21 protein-coding genes are annotated in these 22,218 nt (G+C 71.4%); 11 read left to right on the forward strand and 10 right to left on the reverse strand.

Annotated features, from left to right (window positions below):
• Positions 1-127: 127 nt before the first annotated feature.
• The 3 genes from EXE42_RS00360 (at position 128) to EXE42_RS00370 (ending at position 3,669) form a co-directional block, all read left to right on the forward strand.
• Positions 128-1,201, forward strand: coding sequence for a TrmB family transcriptional regulator sugar-binding domain-containing protein (locus tag EXE42_RS00360; protein WP_137705682.1), 1,074 nt, complete (start codon positions 128-130; stop codon positions 1,199-1,201).
• Positions 1,202-1,273: 72 nt separating this feature from the next.
• The gene (locus EXE42_RS00365; RefSeq protein ID WP_092920068.1) at positions 1,274-2,011 is read left to right on the forward strand and encodes a DUF5806 family protein; all 738 of its coding nucleotides are present in this window, start codon (positions 1,274-1,276) and stop codon (positions 2,009-2,011) included.
• A 2-nt stretch (positions 2,012-2,013) separates the two neighbouring features.
• Positions 2,014-3,669 carry an ATP-binding protein gene (locus EXE42_RS00370; protein ID WP_241988303.1) on the forward strand — a complete coding sequence of 552 codons (1,656 nt, stop codon included), beginning with the start codon at positions 2,014-2,016 and terminating at the stop codon, positions 3,667-3,669.
• Positions 3,670-3,738: 69 nt separating this feature from the next.
• On the opposite strand, the gene EXE42_RS00375 is transcribed toward EXE42_RS00370, so the two are convergent.
• The 6 genes from EXE42_RS00375 to glyA form a co-directional block, all read right to left on the reverse strand.
• The gene (locus EXE42_RS00375) at positions 3,739-5,460 is read right to left on the reverse strand and encodes an aldehyde ferredoxin oxidoreductase family protein (RefSeq protein ID WP_137705684.1); all 1,722 of its coding nucleotides are present in this window, start codon (positions 5,458-5,460) and stop codon (positions 3,739-3,741) included.
• A 714-nt stretch (positions 5,461-6,174) separates the two neighbouring features.
• Positions 6,175-6,684, reverse strand: coding sequence for a metallophosphoesterase (locus EXE42_RS00385; protein WP_137705685.1), 510 nt, complete (start codon positions 6,682-6,684; stop codon positions 6,175-6,177).
• 69 nt (positions 6,685-6,753) lie between these two features.
• Positions 6,754-7,755 (reverse strand): ornithine cyclodeaminase family protein, encoded by a 1,002-nt coding sequence (locus EXE42_RS00390; protein ID WP_137705686.1) that lies wholly within the window; start codon positions 7,753-7,755, stop codon positions 6,754-6,756.
• Between the two features lie 58 nt (positions 7,756-7,813).
• The gene (locus tag EXE42_RS00395) at positions 7,814-8,056 is read right to left on the reverse strand and encodes a hypothetical protein (RefSeq protein ID WP_092920063.1); all 243 of its coding nucleotides are present in this window, start codon (positions 8,054-8,056) and stop codon (positions 7,814-7,816) included.
• 191 nt (positions 8,057-8,247) lie between these two features.
• Complete coding sequence (locus tag EXE42_RS00400; RefSeq protein ID WP_092920062.1) at positions 8,248-8,658, reverse strand: DUF3054 domain-containing protein; 411 nt, start codon at positions 8,656-8,658, stop codon at positions 8,248-8,250.
• 85 nt (positions 8,659-8,743) lie between these two features.
• Positions 8,744-9,991, reverse strand: coding sequence for a serine hydroxymethyltransferase (glyA, locus tag EXE42_RS00405; RefSeq protein ID WP_092920061.1), 1,248 nt, complete (start codon positions 9,989-9,991; stop codon positions 8,744-8,746).
• Positions 9,992-10,252: 261 nt separating this feature from the next.
• On the opposite strand from glyA, the gene tbsP reads away from it, so the two are divergent.
• The 5 genes from tbsP to EXE42_RS00430 all read left to right on the forward strand — a co-directional run bounded on the left by tbsP (position 10,253) and on the right by EXE42_RS00430 (position 15,568).
• Entirely contained in the window at positions 10,253-11,080 is an 828-nt protein-coding gene (tbsP, locus tag EXE42_RS00410; protein WP_137705687.1) for a transcriptional regulator TbsP, read from the forward strand.
• A gap of 99 nt (positions 11,081-11,179) precedes the next feature.
• Complete coding sequence (locus EXE42_RS00415; RefSeq protein ID WP_137705688.1) at positions 11,180-12,871, forward strand: YcaO-like family protein; 1,692 nt, start codon at positions 11,180-11,182, stop codon at positions 12,869-12,871.
• Positions 12,872-12,971: 100 nt separating this feature from the next.
• Positions 12,972-13,310, forward strand: coding sequence for a cupin domain-containing protein (locus EXE42_RS00420; RefSeq protein WP_092920058.1), 339 nt, complete (start codon positions 12,972-12,974; stop codon positions 13,308-13,310).
• Between the two features lie 133 nt (positions 13,311-13,443).
• Entirely contained in the window at positions 13,444-14,721 is a 1,278-nt protein-coding gene (locus tag EXE42_RS00425; RefSeq protein ID WP_137705689.1) for an aminotransferase class V-fold PLP-dependent enzyme, read from the forward strand.
• Between the two features lie 259 nt (positions 14,722-14,980).
• Positions 14,981-15,568 (forward strand): response regulator, encoded by a 588-nt coding sequence (locus tag EXE42_RS00430; protein WP_137705690.1) that lies wholly within the window; start codon positions 14,981-14,983, stop codon positions 15,566-15,568.
• Positions 15,569-15,636: 68 nt separating this feature from the next.
• Here the strand turns inward: EXE42_RS00430 and EXE42_RS19165 are convergent, their stop codons facing one another.
• The gene (locus EXE42_RS19165) at positions 15,637-15,798 is read right to left on the reverse strand and encodes a hypothetical protein (protein ID WP_167603293.1); all 162 of its coding nucleotides are present in this window, start codon (positions 15,796-15,798) and stop codon (positions 15,637-15,639) included.
• A 113-nt stretch (positions 15,799-15,911) separates the two neighbouring features.
• Here EXE42_RS19165 and EXE42_RS00435 point away from each other — a divergent pair, with 113 nt between their 5' ends.
• The 3 genes from EXE42_RS00435 to EXE42_RS00445 all read left to right on the forward strand — a co-directional run bounded on the left by EXE42_RS00435 (position 15,912) and on the right by EXE42_RS00445 (position 19,279).
• On the forward strand, positions 15,912-17,012 hold the full coding sequence (locus EXE42_RS00435; protein WP_137705691.1) for an NADH:flavin oxidoreductase/NADH oxidase: 1,101 nt from the start codon (positions 15,912-15,914) through the stop codon (positions 17,010-17,012).
• Between the two features lie 89 nt (positions 17,013-17,101).
• Positions 17,102-18,367: an enhanced intracellular survival protein Eis gene (gene eis / locus EXE42_RS00440; protein ID WP_137705692.1), complete on the forward strand. Its 1,266-nt coding sequence runs from the start codon at positions 17,102-17,104 to the stop codon at positions 18,365-18,367.
• A 75-nt stretch (positions 18,368-18,442) separates the two neighbouring features.
• Positions 18,443-19,279 carry a hypothetical protein gene (locus EXE42_RS00445; protein WP_137705693.1) on the forward strand — a complete coding sequence of 279 codons (837 nt, stop codon included), beginning with the start codon at positions 18,443-18,445 and terminating at the stop codon, positions 19,277-19,279.
• Positions 19,280-19,285: 6 nt separating this feature from the next.
• Here EXE42_RS00445 and EXE42_RS00450 read toward each other — a convergent pair whose 3' ends face one another.
• Genes EXE42_RS00450 through EXE42_RS00460 form a run of 3 tightly spaced genes read right to left on the reverse strand, consistent with a single transcriptional unit; the run spans position 19,286 to position 22,184 of the window.
• Positions 19,286-20,035 carry a sugar phosphate isomerase/epimerase gene (locus EXE42_RS00450; protein ID WP_137693414.1) on the reverse strand — a complete coding sequence of 250 codons (750 nt, stop codon included), beginning with the start codon at positions 20,033-20,035 and terminating at the stop codon, positions 19,286-19,288.
• A 59-nt stretch (positions 20,036-20,094) separates the two neighbouring features.
• Positions 20,095-21,168 carry a methionine synthase gene (locus EXE42_RS00455; protein ID WP_092920051.1) on the reverse strand — a complete coding sequence of 358 codons (1,074 nt, stop codon included), beginning with the start codon at positions 21,166-21,168 and terminating at the stop codon, positions 20,095-20,097.
• Entirely contained in the window at positions 21,168-22,184 is a 1,017-nt protein-coding gene (locus tag EXE42_RS00460; RefSeq protein ID WP_137705694.1) for a 5-methyltetrahydropteroyltriglutamate--homocysteine methyltransferase, read from the reverse strand. The genes EXE42_RS00455 and EXE42_RS00460 overlap by 1 nt, the downstream gene beginning before the upstream one ends.
• Positions 22,185-22,218 lie beyond the last annotated feature (34 nt).

Raw genomic sequence — 22,218 nt, forward strand, 5'->3', positions numbered from 1 at the left:
CCCCCGTCGCCCGCGGTCGACGAGGCGGTTCAGGGAGGGCGGGAGTCCGGAATCGGGCGGCCGTATCGAAACGGGGTCGAACGAAATTTACTTGAGCGAACCCGCGTGGTATCGACCCGACGGGACGATGCCAGACACAGACGAGATCCGTCGGCTGCTCGAACGGTACGGGTTCTCCGAAGCGGCCGCCGACGCGTACCTGGCCGTCGTCGAGCGGGGCTCGGCGACGGTCAGCACGGTCGCCGACGCCGCCGACATCTCGACGAGCCACGTGTACGACGTCTGCGACGAACTCGAGGCGAAGGGGTTCGTGACCGTCAAGAGCGACCGGACACCGACGGCCCTCCGCGCGGTGCCGCCGGACCGGGCGTTCGACTCGCTGCGGTCCGACCTCGACGCGCTCCAGTCCGCCGTCGACGACCGGTACCAGCGCCCCGGGACGGCCGACGAGGAGCTGTCGGTCGTGAAGTCGCGGTCGACGATCATCAAGCGGCTGCGGTCGTACATTCGGGCGGCCGACTCCGAGGTCGTGCTCCAGCTGCCCGCGCGGCGCCTCCCGGAGATCGCCGACCCGCTCCGCGACGCCCGCGACCGCGGGGTCCTCGTCCTCCTCTCGCTGTGCGGCGACGCCGCCCCCGACGCCGAGACGGCTCCGGCGACCGGCGCGCCCTTGGAGGGCGTCGCGAGCACCGTTCGCCTCGCGCAGCCGGGGATGCCGTCGCTGCTCTCGGTCGACCAGGAGCGCGGGTTCGTCTCCCCGGCCACGATGCTGGGGTGGGACCACGACGACACCCGCGCGATCACGTTCGCGCAGCCGGACATCGCCGCCATCCTGGTCGGCTCGTACCTCGGTAACTACTGGCCGCTGGGCGAAGAGCTCCTCGTTTCCCGTCCTCCGGACCTGCCACGGACGTTCGAGCGGTTCCGACCGGCGGTGTTCACGGCCGCCCTCCACCGACGGTCCGGCCGCTCGGTCGACGCCGAGTGCTACCTCAGGGAGACCGGCACCGAGGAGCCGTTCGAAACGCGGCGGGGCGAGGTCGTCGAGGTCCGGCAGAACCTCCTCGCGCCCAGCAGCAGCGACTTCGGGTTCGAGAACTCGCTCCGGATCGACTTCGGCGAGGAGACGGCCGAGGTCGGGGGATACGAGGCCTTCCTAGAGGAGTACGAGACGAAGCGAACGACGCTGCGACCGGCGTGATCCGCCTCGTTCGGGCGCGACCGACGCCGGCTCACCGACAAGGCTTTTGTCCGCCCGCGGGGTTTCGAACGTATGAGCGACCACACCGGTCCGGCGGCCGAGGACGCCGACGGGACCGGCGACTCCGCCGCGGACCGGTCTCCCGCCGAGGGCGACCGCGACCCCGGTCCCCGGCCCGGCGACGAGACGAACGAGGAGACGCCGACCGCGGATTCGGACGCGACCGACGAACCGAACGAGGAGGCCGCGACTGACGACGGACCGGACGACGCCGACGACGTGCCCCGCGACGTCCGCAAGTACGAGCGGTTCAAGAAGATGGACGGGGCGCGCTACGAGCGCGTCAACGAGTTCCTCCGCGACCGGACGTACGTCACGGCTCGCGAGTGGGCGATCGCGCGTCTGTGCGCCGACTTCCGCACCGAGACCGGCGTCGAGATGACGAAGATCGGCGAGAACCTCCCGCAGCTCGTCCCGTTCATGACCGACACCTACACGCCGCAGGCGGTCAATCAGGCGCGTTACTCCTTCGAGGAAAAGGTGACGAAGGCGGGCGCGACGTTCCTCTACGGCGCGATGTCCGGCTTCTTCACGGCCGAGGACTTAGACGAGATGATGTACGAGGTGACGGAGGTCGCGAAGTTCCTCCTCGAAGTCGAGGGCGTCGACCTCGCGGTCGCCGACGAGCTGGAGGCCGAAGACAAGATCAGCGAGGTGATGCGCGAGGTGCGCGCCTCGTCGGCCGACCTCCGCGGCGAGGAGGTCCGCTGTCCCGAGTGCGGCCACGTCCACAGCCCGACGGAGGAGTGACAATGGACCGCTTCCCGGAGGCGTTGGACGCCACGCCGGACCCGACGTTCGTCGTCGACGGCGACGGCGTCGTCCGCGCCGGGACGCCGAGCGTCGAGACGGTGTTCGGGCTCGACCCGGACGGCCTCTCGGGGCTCTCGGTGATCGACGTGTTCGAGGACCCGACGGATCTGAACCGCGACGGCGCCGCGTCGATCGCGACCCTCGATGGCGGTCCGGGCGACGGCGACCACGGGACCGTCGGGGAGACGACGGACGACGAGGGGCCGGGGGACGCCTCCCCGGATACCGTCGCGGCGCTGATCGACGCGGTGCGCGCCGGGGAGTCCCGGTCGCTGGCCGACGGGTTCGAGCTCGTCGTGCGCCGCGGCGACGGCGTTCCGGTCCCGGCTCGCGTCAGCGTCGGGGCCTTCGATCTCGACGGCGATCCGTACGCGGTCGTCACCGCGATAGACGTCTCGAACGAACGGACGCGGCAGCTGGCGCTCCAGCGCCGCACGGAGACGCTCGAATCGCTCCACGAGGCGACCCGAGAGCTGCTGAAGACGACCGACAGGGAGGCGGCGGCCGAGGCGGCGGTGGCGTACGTCGACGACGTGCTCGGCCACCCGCTCGCCGCGATCTGGCTGTACGACGAACGACGGGACGCGCTCGAACCGGCCGTCTGGACCGATACCGCCGAGGCGGTGGTCGGCGACCACCCGACGTTCGACGCCGACGGACGGAGCATCACCTGGGAGGTGTTCGAGAACGGCGAGCCGACCTACGTGTCGGACGTCGGCGACGAACCCGACCGATACCACGACGACGCGACGATCCGCAGCGAACTCATCGTCCCGCTCGGCCGGTACGGCGTGTTGAACGTCGGCGCGACCAGCCCCGACGCCTTCGACGACGCCGACCTGGCCGTCGCGCGCATCTGGGCGGCGACGGTGACGATGGTCCTCGTCCGCATCGAGCGGGAGCGACAGCTCCGGCGGCGCGAGGCCGAGGTGGCCCGCGAGCGCGACCGCTTGGAGGAGTTCGCGAGCCTCGTCTCGCACGACCTCCGGAGCCCGCTCAACGTCGCCGCCGGCAACCTCGAGATCGTCACGGAACGGCTCGCGGACGAGTCGATAGACGTCGCGGAGCTCGGCACGGTCGAGCGCTCGCTTGACCGGATGGACGCGCTCATCGAGGACCTGCTCGTGTTGGCCCGACAGGGGGCCGGCATCGACGAGACCGAACCGGTCTCACTGGCCGACCTCGCCGCGGAGTGCTGGGAGACCGTCGACACCGAGTCGGCGGCGATCCGGGTCGAGACGGACGCGGTCGTCACCGCGGACCGGAGCCGCCTGCGGCAGGCGCTCGAGAACCTCTTCGTCAACGCGATCACGCACGCGGGACCCGAGGTCACGGTCTCGCTCGGAACGCTCGCCGACGGGGACGGCTTCTACGTCGCTGACGACGGGCCCGGAATCGGTCCCGACGACCGGGAGTCGGTGTTCGAGGCGGGCGTGACGTCGGAGCCGGGCGGGACCGGATTCGGACTGAAGATCGTCGCCGAGGTCGCCGAGGCGCACGGCTGGACCGTCGAAGTAGTCGAGAGCGAGACCGGTGGCGCCCGGTTCGAGTTCCGCGGCGTCGACGTCGACCCCGCCGAGACGGACGACGAGTAGGCGGCCCGCGGTTCGGCGGGGTCCGTCACGGCGGAGCGATCCGGTCAGTCGTCGGTGAGGGCGATCCGGTCAGTCGTCGGCGGCCGCCCGACTGCCCGCGTCGAGGCCGTCGCCGTGGTCGGGGACGGTGCCGTCGTCGTTCCAGCCGCGGACCGCGTAGTACTCCGAGAGCGCGGCGTCGAACCCGTCGATGGCGTCGGCGTACGGGAGCGTGTCGTCGCTCCGGTCGAAGCCGCGGGCGTTGTTGAACGCGCGCTCCAGCTCGACGATTCGCGCGCCCAGCGACTGGAGGGCGTCGTAGTCGGCGTCGAGCAGCGCCGCGAGCCGGTCGTCGGTGACGGTGCCCCGCGAGAACTTACAGACGACCGCCGAGTCGAGGACCGCGTTGCGGTTCTCCTTCGCGACGAGCTTCGGGGGCTTCCCGTCGAGCCCCTTGGGGTCGAGCGCGTCGTCGGGGTCGACGAGCGGGTACTCGTAGGGATAGAACTCACCGTACATGTGGTCGGCGCCGCGGTTCGCGGTCGCGAACGCGAGCCCCTGCCCGTTGAGCGCGCGGCCGTCGTGGCCGGCGAACTCCATCCCCTTCACCGTCCAGTCCTCGGCGCCGAACTCCTCGCTGGCGCGGTGGATGCCCTCCGCGAGCTTGTCGCCGACGCCCTCGCGGTAGGCGATCTGCTCGACGAGCGAGCGGACGAGCTCCGCGTTGCCGAACTCGTCTTCGCTCTCCAAGAACATCGAGACGACGTCGCCACAGGAGATGGTGTCCATCCCCAGCTCGTCGCACAGCTCGTTCGCGCGCATCACGTCGACCACGTCGTCGACGCCGGCGTTGGAGCCGAACGCCATCACCGTCTCGAACTCCGGGCCCTCCGTCTCGACGCCCGTCGCCTCGTCGCGCGTGGGGAGCTTACAGGCGAACGCGCACTGCGAGCAGGTCCCCTTCTCGTACTTCTTCTCCTCGACGCGGTCGCCGGAGATGCCCTCGACGCCCTCGAAGGAGGTCTCCGCGAAGTAGTACGACGGGAGCGCGTCCACCTCGTTCGCCAGCTCCGTCACGCTCGTCGTCCCCTGCCGCTTCATGATCGAGTCGGAGGTGGCCGCCTCGCGGTGGACCTCGCCCGCCTCGTCGGGCCAGTCGACCTCGATATCGGCCTCGGAGTCGCCGTCGAACGTGAGCGCCTTCACGCCCTTCGAGCCGAGGACCGCGCCCAGCCCGCCGCGGCCGAACGCCCGCGTGTCCGAGGTCATGATCGACGCGAACCGGACCGCGTTCTCGCCCGCGGGGCCGATACAGGCCACGTGTCCGGGCCCCAGGTCGCGCGTCTCCGCGAACCGATCGGAGACGGCCGACACCTCGGCCGCTTCCAGGTCCGGGACCGCCTCGAACGTCACGTTCGGCTCGCCGTCCGGGCCGATCTCGCGAACGTGAACCGCGAGCAGGTCGTCGCTCGCGCCGACGAGCTCGACGGCGGCGTACCCCGCGCCCGTGAAGTTCCGCGAGAGGAACCCGCCCGCGTTCGACGACAGCAGGCCGTCCGTGAGCGGCGAGAGACCCGTGGCGGCCATCCGACCGGTGTAGGAGGTCGTCGAGTACTGCATCGGCCCCGTCGAAAGGAAGAGCCGGTTCTCCGGGCCGAGCGGGTCGGCGTCGAACGGGATCCGGTCGTACGCGAGCGACGTGTTGAGCCCGCGGCCGCCGACGAACGACGCGAGCCGGTCGTCGATCGGGGTCGTCGACGCGGTCCGCTCGGTCAGGTCGATCGTGAGGAGCGGTCCCTGCGCGTGTCTCATGGGCGTACGGAGCGAGCGAGCGGCGATAAAACTCGGGGTGGGAACGCGGTTCAAATGCCAGCTAGCGGCGGTGGGATCGCTTATAGAGAACGGTGCGGTCGGCGCGTGCCTGCGAGCGGCCGCCCTCGGCGGCCGCGAGACAGCACCGCGCGAGGGAGTCAGCCGCCCGGAGCGAAGCGAAGGGCGGCTGACAGGGCGAGAGCGAAGCTCTCGCTTACAGCCGGACGTAGTCCGGCGACGAGGCTGGGGAGGCGTGAGGTGCGGTGCCGTGCGGTTCGGGGTGGGACTCGAAGGGGCAGTCACCGGCGGCGAAGCCGCCGGTTGCCCGTGGCGCTACGCGCCACGCTGCCGCGAGGCGACCGTAGGCGTTCACGAGAGCGAAGCTCTCGTGAGCCAATCAGAACGCAAAGCGTTCTGATGACGACGCAAGCACCGCAGCGAAGGAACGGAGTGACTGAGCGAGGAGCGTGGTTCGAGAGAGCGAAGCCCTCTCGTCATCACGAGACGCCGTCGGCGTCTCGAACGACAGCGAGCGTACGGTCGCCTCGCGGCTGGGGCTCTGGCGGTGTTCGCCGCCGATCTGCCAGTAACCATTTATGAGCGGGCGGCCGGGGCTTTGGCGGTAGTCATCGCAGAGCCGACAGCTGTTTATAAACACTCGTCACCGTATCCCGATTCGATTTAGAAACAGGCGCTCTGCGCCACGTGTTTCCCTTATTCGTCGAGGACGTGGTGCGTCACCGCGTCCGCTCCGGACTCCGTCGTCTCCAGCGTCGCGACCCGGAACGTGTCGTCCGCACCCTCGACCGGAATCGGAAGCCCGCCCGGATTCACCCGGACCGTCTCGCCGCGCGCCTCGACGCCGTGCGCGTGGGTGTGGCCGTGGAACACGTAGTCGTAGTCGCCGCAGCCGACGAGCGCGTCGACGACGAGATCGCTCGTCCCGTGGGTGACTGCCACATCTGCGCCGTCGAACGAGAGCGCGGCGGCCTCGCCGTGATAGGTCCCGAACGAGTCGACGGTCGACTCGACCGCCCACTCGCCGTCGTTGTTCCCGCGGACCGCGTGAAAGTCGAAGTCCGCGTCGAACGGCGTCGCGGAGAAGGGCGCGACGAAGTCGCCGCAGTGGACGACCGCGTCGACCCCCTCGCGCTCGAACAGCGAGACGGCCGTCTCGACGGCGGCCAAGTCGTCGTGCGTGTCGGAGACGATGCCGATCAGCATGTGCGTGAGGAAGCGGGCGCGGCACTTGAAGCTCCGGCCACCGCCCGACCCTCGACCTCGTCGACCGCGCTACTCGCCGGTCAGCGCCTCGCTCGCAGGCGCGAAGTCGATGGGCTCGCCCCGTCCGGCATCGCTCGCGCGCTCGTACAGCATGTGCGCGGCGGCCACGGTCTCGACCCCGGTCCCGCCCGAGTCGAAGACGGTCACCTCGTCGTCGCTCGTCCGGCCGGGGTGGTCGCCCGCGACGACCTCCCCCAGGTCGGCCGCGATGCCTTTCCCCTCCTCGATCAGGCCGGCGGCGACCGCGGCGAGGTACGAGCCGGCGTCCTGCGTCGCGCGCGCTCGGAGGTCGGGGACGTACGTCGCCCGCGCGACGAGCTCGGGCGGGAGCTCGTTCTTCTCCGGGTGGTACTGCCCCATCGCCGTGACGTGCGTCCCCGGCTCCACGTCGGCGTCGTCGATCACGGGGTCGCTCGCGGTCGTCGCCGTGATCGCCACGTCGGCGCCGTCCAGCGCGTCGCTCGCGCTCGCGACCGCCGACACGTCGGCGTCGAGGCGCTCGTCGAAGTCTTCGGCGAACGCCTCGCGGTGCTCCGGGGTGGGCGAGAAGACGCGGACCGCCTCGAGCTCGCGGACGGTCGCCGTCGTCGCGACCTGCCCGCGCGCCTGCGCGCCGCTGCCGATCACCGCGAGTTCGGTCGCGTCGTCGCGGGCGAGCGCGTCGACCGCGACCGCGCCCGCGGCGCCGGTCTTGAACGGGTTCATCGACGCGCCGTCCAGCAGCGCGAGCGGCGCGCCGGAGTCGGCGTCGAACAGCGGCGTCATGAACCACGCGTCGCCCGCGCCGAACCCCGCCGAGTAGGTGTACCCGCCCATCGCGCCCGTCTCCGGCAGCACCGCGGCGTAGGTGGTGAGCATTCCCGGCGGCTCGCGGTTGAACAGCTTCGTCCGCGGTTCCGCGGGCGCGCCCTCGCCCACCTGGCGGTACGCGTCGCGGACGGCCGCGACGTAGTCGGCCGGCTCCGCGAGGTCGTCGACGTCGCCGCTCGACAGGAACAGGGTCTCCGTCATACCCGCTCACTCGCGGCGGGGGGACTAAACGGTACAGGCCGCGGCGATCGGTCGAGCGTCACGCGGACGACCGGCCGCCCGGTCCGGCCCCGCCCCGACCGGGACGCGACGCGTCGGCGGACGCGTCGCCGTCGGTGACCGGAGCCCTGACGAACATCGCGTGGGCCATCACGCCGCCGGCGGCCACCGCGCCCGCGGGCATCGCCGACATCAACGACAGCCCGACCAGGTTGAGGAAGGCGGTCACACCGATCAGCGCTGCCGGGATGAGCCCGAGGACGTAGTCGTAGTATCCTGTCATGCTGTCGTTGGATACTATATCGAGAATCCGTATTAAATTTTTCCCGCGGTTCGGAAATGGTTCTTTTATGAACACACCAATGTTATCCATAACTTATGAGTCCCGCAGGAGAGCTCGTTTATCCGTGCGATCGGACGGCGAGAAAAGAGTCGATCGCGGCCGGTCGCCGTAATCGGCGGGAGCGCGCGGGGTTAACGCAGCCGGAAGTAGAGGGCCCGCCAGCCGCCGAGCGCGACCGATCCCGTCACGAGCATGACGGCCGCGAAGGTGAGTTCGGCGCCGCCGCGGAAGACGAACGCGCGGAGCGCGAGCCCGAGGACCGCGGCCGGGATCCACGACCGGATCACGAGCGGCACCGACGACTTCGCCGTCTCGACCGCGCCCGCGGAGTAGGCGCCGACGAGCGGCGCCACCGCCGCCCAGCCGATCAGGAAGGGCGCGTAGACGCCGGGGAGGTAGAGCGGGTTGGCGGTGAGGAACTCGATCGATTGGTGGTTGAGCGTCCCGGCGGTCAGGAGCAGGATCAGCGCGATCACGTCCCCGACCGCGAGCGGGGCGGCGCCGCGGTCGAGGCGGGCGGCGAGAAACGACGGAGCGTCCATACCGACCCATGCGGGCCGCCCCCACTTTTACGCACGGATTCGTCGACGCGGGCCGTCCCTCCGCCGACCGAGGGGGCGGGCGTCGCTACTCGTACAGCGGGTGCGCCTCGCAGAGCTCGACGACGCGTTCGCCGACCTCGTAGATGACGTCGTCGCTGTCGACGCCGTCGACGACGCGGTAGATCAGGTCCCCGACCTCCTCGACGGCCTCCTGGTCGAAGCCGCGAGTCGTGAGTCCGGCGGTGCCCGCGCGGATCCCGGAGGGGTCGAACGGCGAGCGCGTCTCGCCGGGGACCGTGTTCCCGTTGAGGACGATGTTCGCGGCCGCGAGCGCGTCCTCGGCGTCCCCGCCAGAGAGGTCCGGGTGCGAGTCGCGCAGGTCGGCCAAGACGAGGTGGTTGTCGGTCCCGCCGGAGACCAGAGAGAGGCCGTGCTCCTGAAGCGTCTCCGCGAGCACCTCGGCGTTGTCGACCACGTTCCGGGCGTACTCCTCGAACTCGGGTTGGAGGGCCTCCTTGAAGCCGACCGCCTTGCCGGCGACGTTGTGCATGAGCGGACCGCCCTGCCCGCCGGGGAACACCGCGCTGTCGATGTCGTCAGCGAACGCCGCGTCGCACATCACGATCCCGCCGCGGCCGGCCCGGATCGTCTTGTGGGTCGAGCCGGTGACGAAGTCCGCGACGCCGACCGGCGAGGGGTGGACGCCGGCGGCGACGAGCCCGGTGATGTGCGCGATGTCCGCGAGGTGGTAGGCGTCGACCGCGTCGGCGGCCGCCTGGATCTCCTCCCACTCGACGGTGCGCGGGTACGCGGAGTATCCCGAGACGATGATGTCCGGCTCGAACGACTCGGCGGCGGCGCGGAGCCCCTCGTAGTCGATGTACCCCGTCTCCGGGTCGACCTCGTACTGCTCGACGTCGTACAGCTGCCCCGTGAAGTTCGCGGGGTGGCCGTGCGAGAGGTGGCCGCCGTGATTGAGGTCCAGAGAGAGGATCTTGTCGCCCGGTTCGAGGGCCGCGTAGTACACCGCCTGGTTCGCCTGCGTGCCGGAGTGTGGCTGGACGTTGACGTGGTCAGCGCCCCACAGCTCCTTCGCGCGCTCGATCGCCAGCTCCTCGACCTCGTCGGCGTACTCGCAGCCGGCGTAGTAGCGCGAGCCGGGGTAGCCCTCGGCGTACTTGTTGGTGAGGACGCTCCCCTGCGCCTCCAGGACCGCCTCGCTCGCGTGGTTCTCGCTCGCGATCATCGCGAGCGTCTGCTCCTGTCTGTCGCGCTCGCCGGCCAGCGCGTCGGCGACCGCCGGGTCGACGTCCCGGACGTGCTCGTGGTCCATGTGCGAACGGGGGCGCGACCGCGCATTAATCCTTCTGTCGCGGGCGAGGAGTAGCCCCGTCGCGGGCGGGCGAGACGCTCGTCTCACCGAAAGACGCGGTCCTGCGCCCGCCGCCTCGAAGGGTCGGGCTCGATCGACCGACCCGATATCCGATCGGACGAATCGGCCGTTTTCGCTATTTTGAGACCCTCTACCGGAGTTGTTCGATCCGCAAATCCCGTTAATATTAAATACGCAACCGGCTTTCATACGGAGAGATAAATGGTCTCGAATTTACTGGCGGCCGACGTCGAGGCGGCGCTCGAAGCGGCCTTCGCCGGGGGCGACGACGAACTGCTCGTCGTCGATCCCTCCGCGGAGACGATCGTATCGCTGGTCGAGACCGCCGTGGGGCGGGACGACCTGCCGGAACTATCGATGCTCGCCGACGAGCGCACCCTCAAGGACGTGCTGGACGACTTCGTCGTCGCGTCCCGGACCGCCGACCTCGTCGCCGACGGCGCCTTGGACCTCCGGGTACTGGACGGCGAGGTCGACAACGCGCTGTTCGTCTCCCCGTCCCGGGTCGTCGCCTTGGTCACCGCCGGAGCGGGCGTCGCGGCGCTGTCGACCGACGACCCCGAGTTCGTCGGGGAGGTGTACGAGACCCACCGCGGCGCGTTCGACGAGGCGGAGCCGTACGCGCTCCGCACGCCGGCGATCAGCCGGGTCCGCGAGACGATGGAGACGGAGATCGGCGAGGAGGCCCGCGCCGACTTCGACGCCGTCCTCGACGCGGTCGAAGCGGACCGCGAACGCGGGGTCGACATCGACGAGGTGACCGCCTCGCTGCTCGTCGCGGCGAAGAACGACGTCCTCCTCTACGACATCTCGAAGTGGGGCGAAGACGTCGGCATCGCCTCGAAGGCGACGTTCTCCCGGACGAAGACGCGCCTCGAGGACCTGGGCATCATCGACACCGAGAAGGTCCCGATCGACGTCGGTCGACCGCGGCTCCGCCTGAAGCTCGGCGACGACCGACTCCGAGACATCGACGCCGCGGAGCTGGCCGCCGAGGCCGCCGAGATGATGGCCGCGACGCCCGCCTGACCGCGCCCGCGAACTCCCCCTCGACTCGCTCGCCGCCGGCCGGCCGGGTGCGCCGCCGCGGACCCGCGGCTTTTTTTCGCCGCCTCGCGTCGACCGGATATGGATATCGGACTTGTCGGTGACGGCCCCGCGGTCGAGGCCGCAGCGGCCGCGCTCGGCGACGTCGACGTGAACGCGATGCCCGTCGAGGCGGAGTTGCTCGACGGGTTCGACGCCGCGGTCGTCGTCGACACCGCCGGATCGGCCGCGTTCGCGGCCGCGAACGAGCTGCTCGACCGGTGGATCGCGGTCGAGGTCGGCGGGCTCGGCGGCGTCCCCCTCGGAGACCTCGACGCCGCGGTGACCGTCCTCGACGACGCCTGCTACGACTGCCTGCGCGCCCGCGTCGAGAGCGGCGGCCCCGACCGGGGCGACGCACCGTCGGGTCGCCGGTCCGCGGTGCGCTACGCCGGCGCGCTTGCCGGACGGCGGATGATCCGCCTCCTCGCCGGCGAGCCGGTGCCGGACACCGTCGTCGAGGTCCCCGGCGGCGAGCGGACGCTGTTGCCCGTGCCCGGATGCGACTGCGGAACGGACCCCGGCGACGCGCTCCCGCGCGAGGGCGTCGAGCGCGGCCTCGACGACGCGATCGACCGCGCGGAGCGGGCCGTCGACCCCCGGATCGGCGCGCTCGGGGAGGTTGGCGAGCAGGAGTCGTTCCCGGTCCCGTACTACGTCGCGCGGATCGCGGACACGACGCCCTTCTCCGACGCCGACGCGGCCGACTTCGGCGGCGGCGCGGCGGCCGACTGGGACGCCGCGTTCATGAAGGCGCTCGGCGAGGGGTTAGAGCGGTACGCGGCCGGCGTCTACCGCGAGGCCGAGTTCACGCGCGCGCCGGCCGCGAACGTCCCGAACCCCGTCACCCCCGACGCGTTCGTCCGCCCCGACGGCGCCGAGGCGTACGACCGCGACGACCGGCTCCCGTGGGTGCGCGGCGAGCGCCTCGGGACGGGCGAGACGGCGAGCCTCCCCGCGGAGTTCGTCGGCTTTCCGCCGCCGGAGCGCCGGTACCGACCGCCGATCACGACCGGGCTGGGACTGGGCAGCTCCGGGCCGGACGCCGCGCTCTCCGGGCTGTACGAGACGGTCGAGCGCGACGCGACGATGACCAGCTGGTACTCCGCGACGGAGCCGCTCGGCCTCGACCTCGACGACGCCGGGTTCGCCGGGTTGGAGAAGCGGGCCCGCGCGGAGTCGCTGTCGGTGACGCCCCTCCTCGTCACGACCGACGTGGACGTGCCCGTCGTCGCGGTCGGGGTCAGCCGCGAGGGCGACTGGCCGCGGTTCGCCGCGGGATCGGGCGCCGACCTCGACCCGGCGGCCGCAGCCCGGAGCGCGCTGGCCGAGGCGCTACAGAACTGGACCGAACTGCGCTCGATGGGCCGGGAGGCGGCCGACGAGCAGGGCGCCGCGATCGGCCACCACGCCGACCTGCCCGCGGAGACGGCCGCGTTCTTCGACCCGGACGCGACCGTCTCGGCCGACGGCGTGGGGGAGCCGGAACTGTCGGGGAGTGAGGAGCTGTCGGCCGTCGTCGAGCGCGTCGAGAGCGTCGGGCTCGACCCGTGCGTCGCGCGCGTGACGACGCGCGACCTCGCGACCCTGGGCTTCGAGGCCGTCCGGGTGCTCGTCCCCGGCGCGCAACCCCTGTTCACCGGCGAGCCGTTCTTCGGAGACCGCGCCCGCGACGTGCCGCGGTCGATGGGGTTCGAGCCCGCGCTCGACCGCCCGTACCACCCGTTCCCGTGAGGGCGCGGTTCGGGACGCGCCGCGCCGGTCGGGCCCGACGCCTCCGGCGCCGACTGCCCGCGCCCGCGGATTTAGGTGCCTCCGGGTCGCGGGAGGCCGTATGGAGGTCGTACCAGACGCGGACGTGGAGGCGGTCGAGGCGGTCGACGGCGTGTTCCTCACTCAAGGCGCCGTCGGCGAGGGGATGAGCATCCAGCGGTTCGAGATCGAGCCGGGCGAGACGGTGCCCGAACACGACCACCCGCACGAACAGATCGGCGTGATCACGGCCGGGCGGCTCACCTTCCTCGTCGACGGCGAGGAGCGCGTGGTCGGCCCGGACGACACCTACGCGATCCCCGGCGGCGAGCCGCACGCCGCCGAGAACCGGACCGACGAACCGGCCGTCGGCTACGACATCTTCTCGCCGCCGCGGGCGAACCCGGACTGGGGGGAGTAAACCGAAGGTCGCCGACCGGGCGGTCGGATTTCGGCGGCGAACCGCCGCGGATCGCGCGATCCCGCGCGTCAGCGATACGGGCAAGACGTACCGGACCGAAGGTGTGTTAGCCCTCGGGCCCCGATTGGGGGTAATGGGAGTTCAGGAACAGTACCCGTTCGACGTGGAGGCGCTCCGCGCCGACTTCCCGATCCTCGATCGGAAGGTCGGCGGAGATCCGGAGACAGCGGGCGAGGGTGAGGGCGACGACACCCCCCTCGTCTACCTCGACAACGCGGCGACCTCGCACACGCCCGACCCGGTCGTCGACGCCATCTCCGACTACTACCGGAGCTACAACGCGAACGTCCACCGCGGGATCCACCAGCTGAGCCAGGAGGCCTCCGTCGCCTACGAGGAGGCCCACGACGCGGTCGCGGAGTTCGTCGGCGCCGCGGGCCGCGAGGAGATCGTCTTCACCAAGAACACGACCGAGGCGATGAACCTCGTCGCGTACGCGTGGGGGCTCGAGGAGCTCGGTCCGGGCGACAACGTCGTCCTCTCGGAGATGGAGCACCACGCCTCGCTCGTCACCTGGCAGCAGATCGGCAGGCGGACGGGCGCCGACGTGCGCTTCGTCGACGTCACCGACGAGGGGCGGCTCGATATGAACCACGCCGCCGAGCTGATCGACGACGACACCGAGATGGTCTCCGTCGTCCACGTCTCGAACACGCTCGGGACGATAAACCCGATCCGCGAGCTGGCCGATCTGGCCCACGACCGCGACGCCCTCATCTTCGCCGACGCCGCGCAGTCGGTGCCGACGCGCCCCGTCGACGTCGCAGAGCTGGACGTCGACTTCCTCGCCTTCTCCGGCCACAAGATGTGCGGGCCGACCGGGATCGGCGTCCTCTACGGCCGCGAGGAGATCTTAGCCGGGATGCAGCCGTACCTCTACGGCGGCGACATGATCCGCCGCGTCTCCTTCGAGGACTCCACCTGGGAGGACCTCCCGTGGAAGTTCGAGGCCGGCACGCCCTCCATCGCGCAGGGGGTCGGCCTCGCGGCCGCGATCGAGTACCTCGAAGAGGTCGGGATGGACCGGGTCGAGGCCCACGAGGACCTGCTGGCCGAGTACGCCTACGACGAACTCGAGGCGCTCGGCGGCGTCGAGATCTACGGCCCGCCTGGCGACGACCGCGGCGGCCTCGTCGCGTTCAACGTCGAGGGCGTCCACGCCCACGACCTCTCCAGCATCCTCAACGACTACGGCGTCGCGATCCGCGCCGGCGACCACTGCACCCAGCCGCTCCACGACGAGATGGGCGTCGCCGCCTCCGCGCGAGCCTCCTTCTACTTCTACAACACCGTCGAGGAGGTCGACGCCCTGGTCGACGCCGTCCGCGAGGCGCGCGACCTGTTCGCCTGAGATCCGTTCGGCGCGTTCGATCCGGGTCGCGGGCCGACCCCGCCTCGCGGTCGGCTCGTCGGCTACCGCCGTCGGTTCGAGGCGACCCCGCGCACGTCGAGCCATTCTCCCCTAATACTACTGAATAATGGCTTTTGAAGCCGTGAAAGCGACGATCCCGCAATTATTATCACGTCCCCTCGGCAACTGTTGACTGAAGAAAGATCACAACTCGCGTAGTAAGTCGCTCTTCGCCGAGTCGTCGCCCGCCACACACCACATGACCGACCACACGTCTTCGCCCTCCGACGCGTCCGCGGACGCGGACGCCGATCGAGCGGAACCGACAGCGAACGAGTCCGCGGCGGGAGCCGACGGGCCGATCACCGTCCTTCAGGTGGAGCCCGACGCACGCTCCGCCGAGCTGCTGGAGGCGTTCGCGGCGCGGCTCACCGATCGGATCCGGGTCCGCTCCGTGGGGCGCGTCGCCGAGGCGGTCGACGCGGTCGAGGGGGGCGTCGAGGTCGACGGCGAGCGGGTCGGGGTCGACTGCGTCGTGACCGAACAGCGCCTCCCCGACGGCGGCGGCGTCGACCTCGCGGAGCGGCTCCGCGGGGCGGACCGCGGGCTCCCGGTCGTCTTCCACACCACGTGTCCGAGAGAGGAGCGCGAGGCGGCGGCGTTCGGCGCCGGCGCGGACGCCTACTTCGAGAAGGGGGCCGACCGCGGCCGGTTCGACGCGATCCTAAATCGGATCCGCGCGCTCGTCGACGAGGGCCGGGAGCGCGGGAAGGGCGCGGAGCGGGCGGCCGCGTCGACGCCGCGGGCGTCCGGCTCGCCGGGCGAGACGCTGCGCTCCGAGGAGTGAATTCGGGGGCGCCGGACGGCACCCGAAGAAGGGGCGCAGCGGCGTCGCAAGCGTCGAGAGGAGCTTCGTTACCGTTCGAGGTCGACCGTGAGGTCGGTCGCGATCCACGCGTCGGTGTTGCCCTGTTCGGCGAAGACGGTCCGGTCCTGAGAGCAGCGGGTCGCAGCGACCGTCGGTCGCTCGTCGGTCGCCGACTCGGCGTCCCGCTCGATCCGGTCTCCCGTTGTCATTACAACCCGCTCAGGGACCGGCGGTGTTATAGATTTCGGTCGGCCTAAACCACAGGCGGCGATCCGCGCGGGGGATCGGAGGGCCTTACCTCGGGGCGGCCGTCCGCCGACCCGTGACCGACACGCTGTTCACGCCGCTCGCGCTCCGCGACACCGAGTTCCGAAACCGCGTGATGCTCTCGCCGATGTGTCAGTACTCCGCCGAGGACGGGCTGGCGAACGACTGGCACCGCGTCCACCTCGGCGCCCGCGCCGCCGGCGGCGCCGGCGTCGTGATGACCGAGGCGACCGCCGTCGAGGCCCGCGGCCGGATCACGCCGAACTGCCTCGGGATCTGGTCCGACGACCACGCCGAGGCGATCGAACCGATCGTCGAGTTCGTCCGGTCGCAGGGCGCGACCCCCGGGATCCAGCTGGCCCACGCCGGGCGGAAGGCCTCCCACCGGCCGCCGGCCGAGGGGAGCGGGCCGATCCCCGCCGACGAGCCCGCGGGCTGGGAGACCGTCTCCGCGGCCGACGAGCCGTACCCGCACCCGGAGGTCGACGAGGGGGACCTCGCCGACACCCGACGGCTCGACGGGGACGGGATCGGCGAGGTGATCGACTCCTTCGCGGCCGCCGCGGAACGCGCACGGGGGATCGGCTTCGAGATCGCGGAGGTCCACGCCGCCCACGGCTACCTGCTCCACCAGTTCCTCTCGCCGGTGACCAACGACCGCGGTGACGAGTACGGCGGGAGCTTCGAGAACCGCAGCCGTCTCCTGCGCGAGGTCGTCGAGGCCGTCCGCGAGGTCTGGCCCGACGGCAAGCCGGTCTTCGTCCGCATCTCCGCGACGGACTGGCTCCCGGACCGCGACTCGTGGGACGTGGACGACTCGGTGCGGCTGGCCCCCGTGCTGGCCGAGGCCGGCGCCGACCTGATCGATGTCTCCGGCGGCGGGATCCACCCCGACCAGGAGATCCCGAGCGCGGGCCCGGGCTACCAGGTCCCGTACGCCGAGGCGATCCGCGAGGGGACCGACGTGCCCGTCGCCGCGGTCGGCGGGATCACGGAGCCGACCCACGCCGACGCCCTCGTGCGGAACGGGCGGACCGACCTCGTGGCGCTCGGCCGCGAGATGCTCCGGCACCCCTACTGGCCGCTGGAGGCGGCCCACGAGCTGGGCGCGGAGGCCGACTGGCCGGTCCAGTACCGGCGCGGGAGGTTCGACTGAGCGGACTCACCGGTCCCCCTCGCAGCGAGGGGTGAGAACCACCCGCAGGCGCCGGGAAGGCTTATCCGGCTTCCGGCCGCCCTCGGCGTATGGGCGACCTCGACTACCGGCCCTTCCCCGAGGAGCGCGACGACGAGTTCCGCGCGTTCATGCGCTACGCCTTCTCGCCCGAGGAGGGCCCCTACGACCCGGAGGAAGACGACGACGACCGCGAGCACCTCGGCGACTACCGGGGGCTGTTCGACGGCGACGATCCCGTCGCGGTGTGCGGCCACCACGACTTCTCGCTCCGGATCCGGGGGCGCGACCGGGACGCGGCGGGCCTCTCCGCGGTCGCCTCCCCGCCCGAACACCGGCGGCAGGGCCACATCGAGCGGCTCCTCCGCGAGTCGCTGACGGAGTACCGCGACGACGGAGTGCGCTTCTCCGTGCTCTGGCCCTTCGAACACCCCTTCTACCGTCGGTACGGCTGGGAGACGGTGAACCGGTACCGCTGGGTGAAAGCGCCCCCGAAGCAGCTGGCGTTCGCGGCCGAGGAGGGCGCCGACCCGGCAGGAGACGACGGCACCGACGAGGCGGGCGAGTTCCGCCGGCTCGGCGAGGACGACCACGACGCGGCCGCCGACCTCCTCGCCGCGACCGCGGAGCGCTACGACTTCACGATGGCGCGGACCGAGGCGTGGTGGCGCGAGCGCACCCTCCGCGGGTGGCAGACGGACCCGTACGTCTACGGCTTCGAGCGCGACGGCGACCTCCGCGCGCTGCTGTCGTACACCTTCGAGGAGCGCGACGACGGCGACGGGCGCGCGATGGTCGTCTCCGACGCCGCGGTCGCCGACCCCGCCGACTGGGACCGCGTCTTCCGGTTCTGCCGGGACCACGACTCGCAGGTCGAGCGGGTTCGCCTCCGGCTCCCGGTCGACGTGAGCGTCCTCGACCGCGTCGACGACCCGCGCGCGGTGACCGAGGAGGTCCGCGCCGGCCCCATGTTCCGGCTCGTGGACGTGGCCGACGCGCTGACCGCGCTGGCGCCCGACCCCGACCTCGGCGCCGCGTTCACGCTCGCGGTCGACGACCCCCTCGTCGACTGGCACGGCCGGCCGGTCCGGGTGACGGTCTCGGACGGCGCGGTCGACGCCGAGCGGGTCAGCGCCGGAGAGGGTAGTTCCGCTGCCGCCCCCGACGTGACCGCCGGTATCGGCGCGCTCTCGCAGCTGTACGCCGGCTACCGCGGCGTCGACGACCTCCGCGCGCACGCTCCCTTCGACGTCGACGACGACGCCCCCGACGACCTCGCGACCGACCTCGCCGCCCTGTTCCCGCCGCGGCGGACCTTCCTGCGCGAGGGGTTCTGAGCGGAGCGAGGCGACCGAGCAGAGCGCCCCACGGCGCTGCCGGGCTTTTTATTCGCGGGCGCCGTAGCGAGCGGTATGAGTTCCCGCGACCGACGTGACGACGACCTCGAGGAGCGGCTCGACGAGCTCGAGGACGTGCTGAGCGAGCTCCGCGCCGACCTCCGAGAGACCGAGCGCGACCGCCGCGGGCCCCCGCGGCCGCCCCGGCTCTCGGAGCTGGTGCGGTTCACCGAACAGTACACGATTCCGACGCTCATCGCGCTGCTGGAGACGACGATCAAGTCCCTCGAACTGCTTCAGGGAACCCTCAGGCTCGCGGACCCCGGCCGGAGCGTCGCCGAGGGCGCGGAGGGCGCCGGCGACCGCCTCGCGGACGTCCGCGACGGCGCGACCGCCGGGCTCTCGCGGTCGCTCTCGGAGCTCCGGACCGCGCTCTCGGAGGCGGACCTCCCCGAGGACGCCGCCTCGCGGTCGATCATCGCCGACGCGCGCGACCTCACCGCCGAGATCGAGTCCCGGATCGACGAGGGGCGCCGGGAGGCGGACGCCGCGCGAGACCGACGGCTCGGGCGGGACCGCGACGGTCGGCGAGACGACGGGGGACGACGGCGAGACGACGGGGGACGACAGCGAGACGGCGGGAACCGAGATCGGGACGAGACGCCGTCAGACCGCGGCGCCGACGCGAGTCCGGTTCAGATCGACGTGACCGAACCCGGCGAGGGCGGGGCCGACGAGAACGAAGCGGCCGGCGACGTCAACGACCCGCCGGAGGTCGACGTCGAGTCCGAGTTGGAGTCGATAAAGCGCCAGATCGACGGCGACGAGGCGGGAGACGAGACCGACGCGGAGGCCGACGCCGACGGCGCGGGCGACGACGACGCGGACGCCGACGGCGGCCGGACGGACTGAACGCCTTCAGAACGAGGCGCCGAGCCGGTCGGCGACGCGCTCCGCGGAGTCGCGGAGCAGCGTCTCGTCGTCGGTGAAAACCTCTAGGGCGACCGTCCCGTCGAAGCCGGCGAGCTCCGACTCGACGAGGTCGTAGTCGACCTCGCCGGCGCCCACGGGGAGGTGCGTGTCGCCGCGGCGGCGGACGTCGTGACAGTGGAGGTGCGAGACCCGGTCGCCGTGGCTCCGGAGGAACCGCTTGATCGCCTCGTTGCCGCCCTCCATGTACGCGTGGCCCACGTCGAAGCAGACCGACGTGTCGGTCTCGCGGGCGAGGTCGCCGAGGACGGAGAGCTGGAGCCCCGCGTGCTGGTGGCCGACGTTCTCGACGACGACCTCGACGCCCGCCTCGCGGCCGGCGTCCGCGACCCGCCGGAGCTGCTCGGCCGCGGTCTCCCGGAACTCGACGTCGTCGCGGTCAGCGGAGGTGGCGTGGAGGACCGCCTTCTCGGCGCCGAGGTCGCCGGCCGCGTGGAGGAGGCGGCGCTGGTAGTCGACGATGGCGTCGTTCACCTCCGGGACGTACGTCGCCAGCCGCTGGCCGTACGGTAGGTGGACAAGCAGGTCGCGGTCGCCGAGCGCGTCACCGAGTCGCTCCGGGTCGATATCGCCCGGGACGAGCGTCGGCTCGCCGACGCCGAGCTCGCAGAAGTCGAACCGCCTCGACGACGCCGCGAGCCGGTCGAGGTCGTCGCCGACCGTCACGCCGATCTCCATGGCGGCCCGTGGAGCGGGGACCTCTAATAAATGGCGTCGGGGCGTCGGTCGCCCGAGACTCAGTCGTCCGCGAGCGGATTGTCGAGGTCGATCTCGCCGGCGTCGATCTCGGCCTCGACCTCGCGGACCGCGGTCACCATGTTCTCAGTCTTGCCGTACGCGACGTCGCGCGGGAGCAGCTTCAGCCCGCAGTCGGGCGATATCGTGAGCTTCTCCGGCGGGACGACGCGGAGGCCCTGGCGGATGTTCCGTTTGATCTCCTCGACCGACTCCACCTCGGCGGTGTGGGCGTCGACGACGCCGAGCGCGAGGTCCGGTTCGATCTCGGGCTCCTCGAAGACGGGGATCTGCTCGTAGTCGCCGTTGGAGAGCTCCAGGTCGAACTCGTCGATCGGGTAGTCGTTGATCTCGGGATACACCCGCGAGTAGTCGCCGTAGCAGACGTGGAGGCCGATCCGGACCTCCTCGGGGATGCCCGCCGCGATCCGTTCGAGCGCCTCCCCGACGATGGCGTGGTCCTCGGGCGTCGTCGCCAGCGCGGGCTCGTCGATCTGGATGTAGCGCGCGCCCGCCTCGACCAGCTTCTCGACCTCCTCGTTGACGAGGTCCGCGAGGTCGTACACCAGCTCCTCGGTGGAGGGGTACGCCTCGTTGAACGCCCAGAAGCCGAGGGTGTACGGCCCCGTGATCGGCACCTTGACCGGGCGCTCGGCGACCCCGGCGGTGAACTCGAACTCGTCGACCAGCCACGGCTCGTCGTACGCGACCTCCTCGACCACGCTCGGCTTGTCGAAGTAGTTGTGGCCCCACACCTTCACCGGCCCGTTGAACTCGTAGCCGTCGATGCGGTCGGCGAAGAACTCCACCATCTCGTTGCGGCGCATCTCGCCGTCGACGACGGTGTCGAGCCCGGCGCGCTCGTGCTCGTGGGTGATGAGCCGGCAGGCGTCGTCGTGCGCCTCCTCGAGGTCCGACGCGTCGAACTTCGAATCGGGGTCGTCGACGAGCTCGTCGGCGCGGTTGAGCCACTTCGGCTTCGGGTACGAGCCGACGACCGTCGAGAGCAGGAACGTCTCGTTCGGGTGGTCGGCCGGGCGGAACTGGTCGCGGTTGGCGGACGGGTTTCGGACCATCAGTCGAGCACCTCCGCGGCGGCGGCCAGCGCGTTCAGCTTCGCGCGATACTTGTTCGTCGGCAGGTAGAACAGCTCGGTGTTGGGCGTGAGGTAGGTCCGGTCGAACCCCTCCAGCGGGATCTGCGACTCGAACCACTCGACGCGCTCCGCGACCGTCTCCGGCTCCTCGACGAGCGTGTTCTGCCCGTCGACGAGCCCGAGCGACAGCGAGTCGGTCGCGCCGAACTCCTGGACGTTGTAGACGGTGTCGTCGCGGTCGCCGGCGACCAGATCGAGCCCGAGCGCGTCCGCACCCGCCTCGTCGACGAGGTGGGCGTACAGCTTCTCGCCGAGCGCGCCGTAGAACGTCTGGACGACCACGTCGGCGTCCGTCTCGGCCGCGACGGTCGCGATCGCGTCCGTCGCGCGCTCCTCCGCGCCCTCGACGGGCGGGGTCGTGACGAGCGACGGCTCGAGGAGGAACAGCGTCTCGTGGTCGGGGAACGCCGCGACCTCGCCCGCGAGGAACTCCGCGACGGCGGCCTGGAACTCGGCCCCGTCGCGGTAGTGTTCGTCGGTCGCCAGCTCCGCGAGGGAGTACGGCCCGGGGAGCGTCGCCGCGAGCGAGGCGTCGGCGGCGCCGTCGGCGTCCGCGAGCAGATCGGTCGCCTTCTCCAGTTCGTCGGCCACGTCGCCGGAGAAGGCGAGGTCGTCGACGACGCGCGGGTCGCGGTAGAAGTTGTTGTTGTCGTAGTACCGGACGATCCCGCCGGTCTCGACGGCGTCGCTGACGGTCAGCGGGTGCGCGATCATGTCGTCCCAGCGGCCCTGCCCCTCGGAGATCAGGTCGAGGCCGGCGTCCAGCTGGTGGTCGACGTACTCGGCGCGTACCTCGTCGTACTCCGCGACGATCGCTTCGCCCTCGTCGCCGCCCAGGAGGTCGCCCTTCTGGTGGCCCTTCAGGTCCGAGAGGGTCTCTTTCGCCCGGTCCGGGAGCGGGTACAGCCCCGGCGTCGCCGCGATACGTTCGGTCATTACCCTCCGTTAGATATGCCGTCGTATAATATTT

Source organism: Halorubrum sp. SP3, from assembly GCF_005435195.1.
Lineage (GTDB): Archaea > Halobacteriota > Halobacteria > Halobacteriales > Haloferacaceae > Halorubrum > Halorubrum sodomense.

Excerpts from the sequence above, each read along its gene's own strand:
- EXE42_RS00455 (WP_092920051.1), bottom strand. The coding sequence starts at position 21,168 with ATGGTCCGAAACCCGTCCGCCAACCGCGACCAGTTCCGCCCGGCCGAC.
- EXE42_RS00420 (WP_092920058.1), top strand. The coding sequence starts at position 12,972 with ATGGAGGTCGTACCAGACGCGGACGTGGAGGCGGTCGAGGCGGTCGAC.
- EXE42_RS00430 (WP_137705690.1), top strand. The coding sequence starts at position 14,981 with ATGACCGACCACACGTCTTCGCCCTCCGACGCGTCCGCGGACGCGGAC.
- EXE42_RS00450 (WP_137693414.1), bottom strand. The coding sequence starts at position 20,035 with ATGGAGATCGGCGTGACGGTCGGCGACGACCTCGACCGGCTCGCGGCG.
- EXE42_RS00370 (WP_241988303.1), top strand. The coding sequence starts at position 2,014 with ATGGACCGCTTCCCGGAGGCGTTGGACGCCACGCCGGACCCGACGTTC.
- EXE42_RS00415 (WP_137705688.1), top strand. The coding sequence starts at position 11,180 with ATGGATATCGGACTTGTCGGTGACGGCCCCGCGGTCGAGGCCGCAGCG.
- glyA (WP_092920061.1), bottom strand. The coding sequence starts at position 9,991 with ATGGACCACGAGCACGTCCGGGACGTCGACCCGGCGGTCGCCGACGCG.
- EXE42_RS00365 (WP_092920068.1), top strand. The coding sequence starts at position 1,274 with ATGAGCGACCACACCGGTCCGGCGGCCGAGGACGCCGACGGGACCGGC.
- EXE42_RS00395 (WP_092920063.1), bottom strand. The coding sequence starts at position 8,056 with ATGACAGGATACTACGACTACGTCCTCGGGCTCATCCCGGCAGCGCTG.
- EXE42_RS00385 (WP_137705685.1), bottom strand. The coding sequence starts at position 6,684 with ATGCTGATCGGCATCGTCTCCGACACGCACGACGACTTGGCCGCCGTC.
- tbsP (WP_137705687.1), top strand. The coding sequence starts at position 10,253 with ATGGTCTCGAATTTACTGGCGGCCGACGTCGAGGCGGCGCTCGAAGCG.
- EXE42_RS00375 (WP_137705684.1), bottom strand. The coding sequence starts at position 5,460 with ATGAGACACGCGCAGGGACCGCTCCTCACGATCGACCTGACCGAGCGG.
- EXE42_RS00460 (WP_137705694.1), bottom strand. The coding sequence starts at position 22,184 with ATGACCGAACGTATCGCGGCGACGCCGGGGCTGTACCCGCTCCCGGAC.
- EXE42_RS19165 (WP_167603293.1), bottom strand. The coding sequence starts at position 15,798 with ATGACAACGGGAGACCGGATCGAGCGGGACGCCGAGTCGGCGACCGAC.
- EXE42_RS00390 (WP_137705686.1), bottom strand. The coding sequence starts at position 7,755 with ATGACGGAGACCCTGTTCCTGTCGAGCGGCGACGTCGACGACCTCGCG.
- EXE42_RS00400 (WP_092920062.1), bottom strand. The coding sequence starts at position 8,658 with ATGGACGCTCCGTCGTTTCTCGCCGCCCGCCTCGACCGCGGCGCCGCC.
- EXE42_RS00360 (WP_137705682.1), top strand. The coding sequence starts at position 128 with ATGCCAGACACAGACGAGATCCGTCGGCTGCTCGAACGGTACGGGTTC.
- eis (WP_137705692.1), top strand. The coding sequence starts at position 17,102 with ATGGGCGACCTCGACTACCGGCCCTTCCCCGAGGAGCGCGACGACGAG.
- EXE42_RS00425 (WP_137705689.1), top strand. The coding sequence starts at position 13,444 with ATGGGAGTTCAGGAACAGTACCCGTTCGACGTGGAGGCGCTCCGCGCC.
- EXE42_RS00445 (WP_137705693.1), top strand. The coding sequence starts at position 18,443 with ATGAGTTCCCGCGACCGACGTGACGACGACCTCGAGGAGCGGCTCGAC.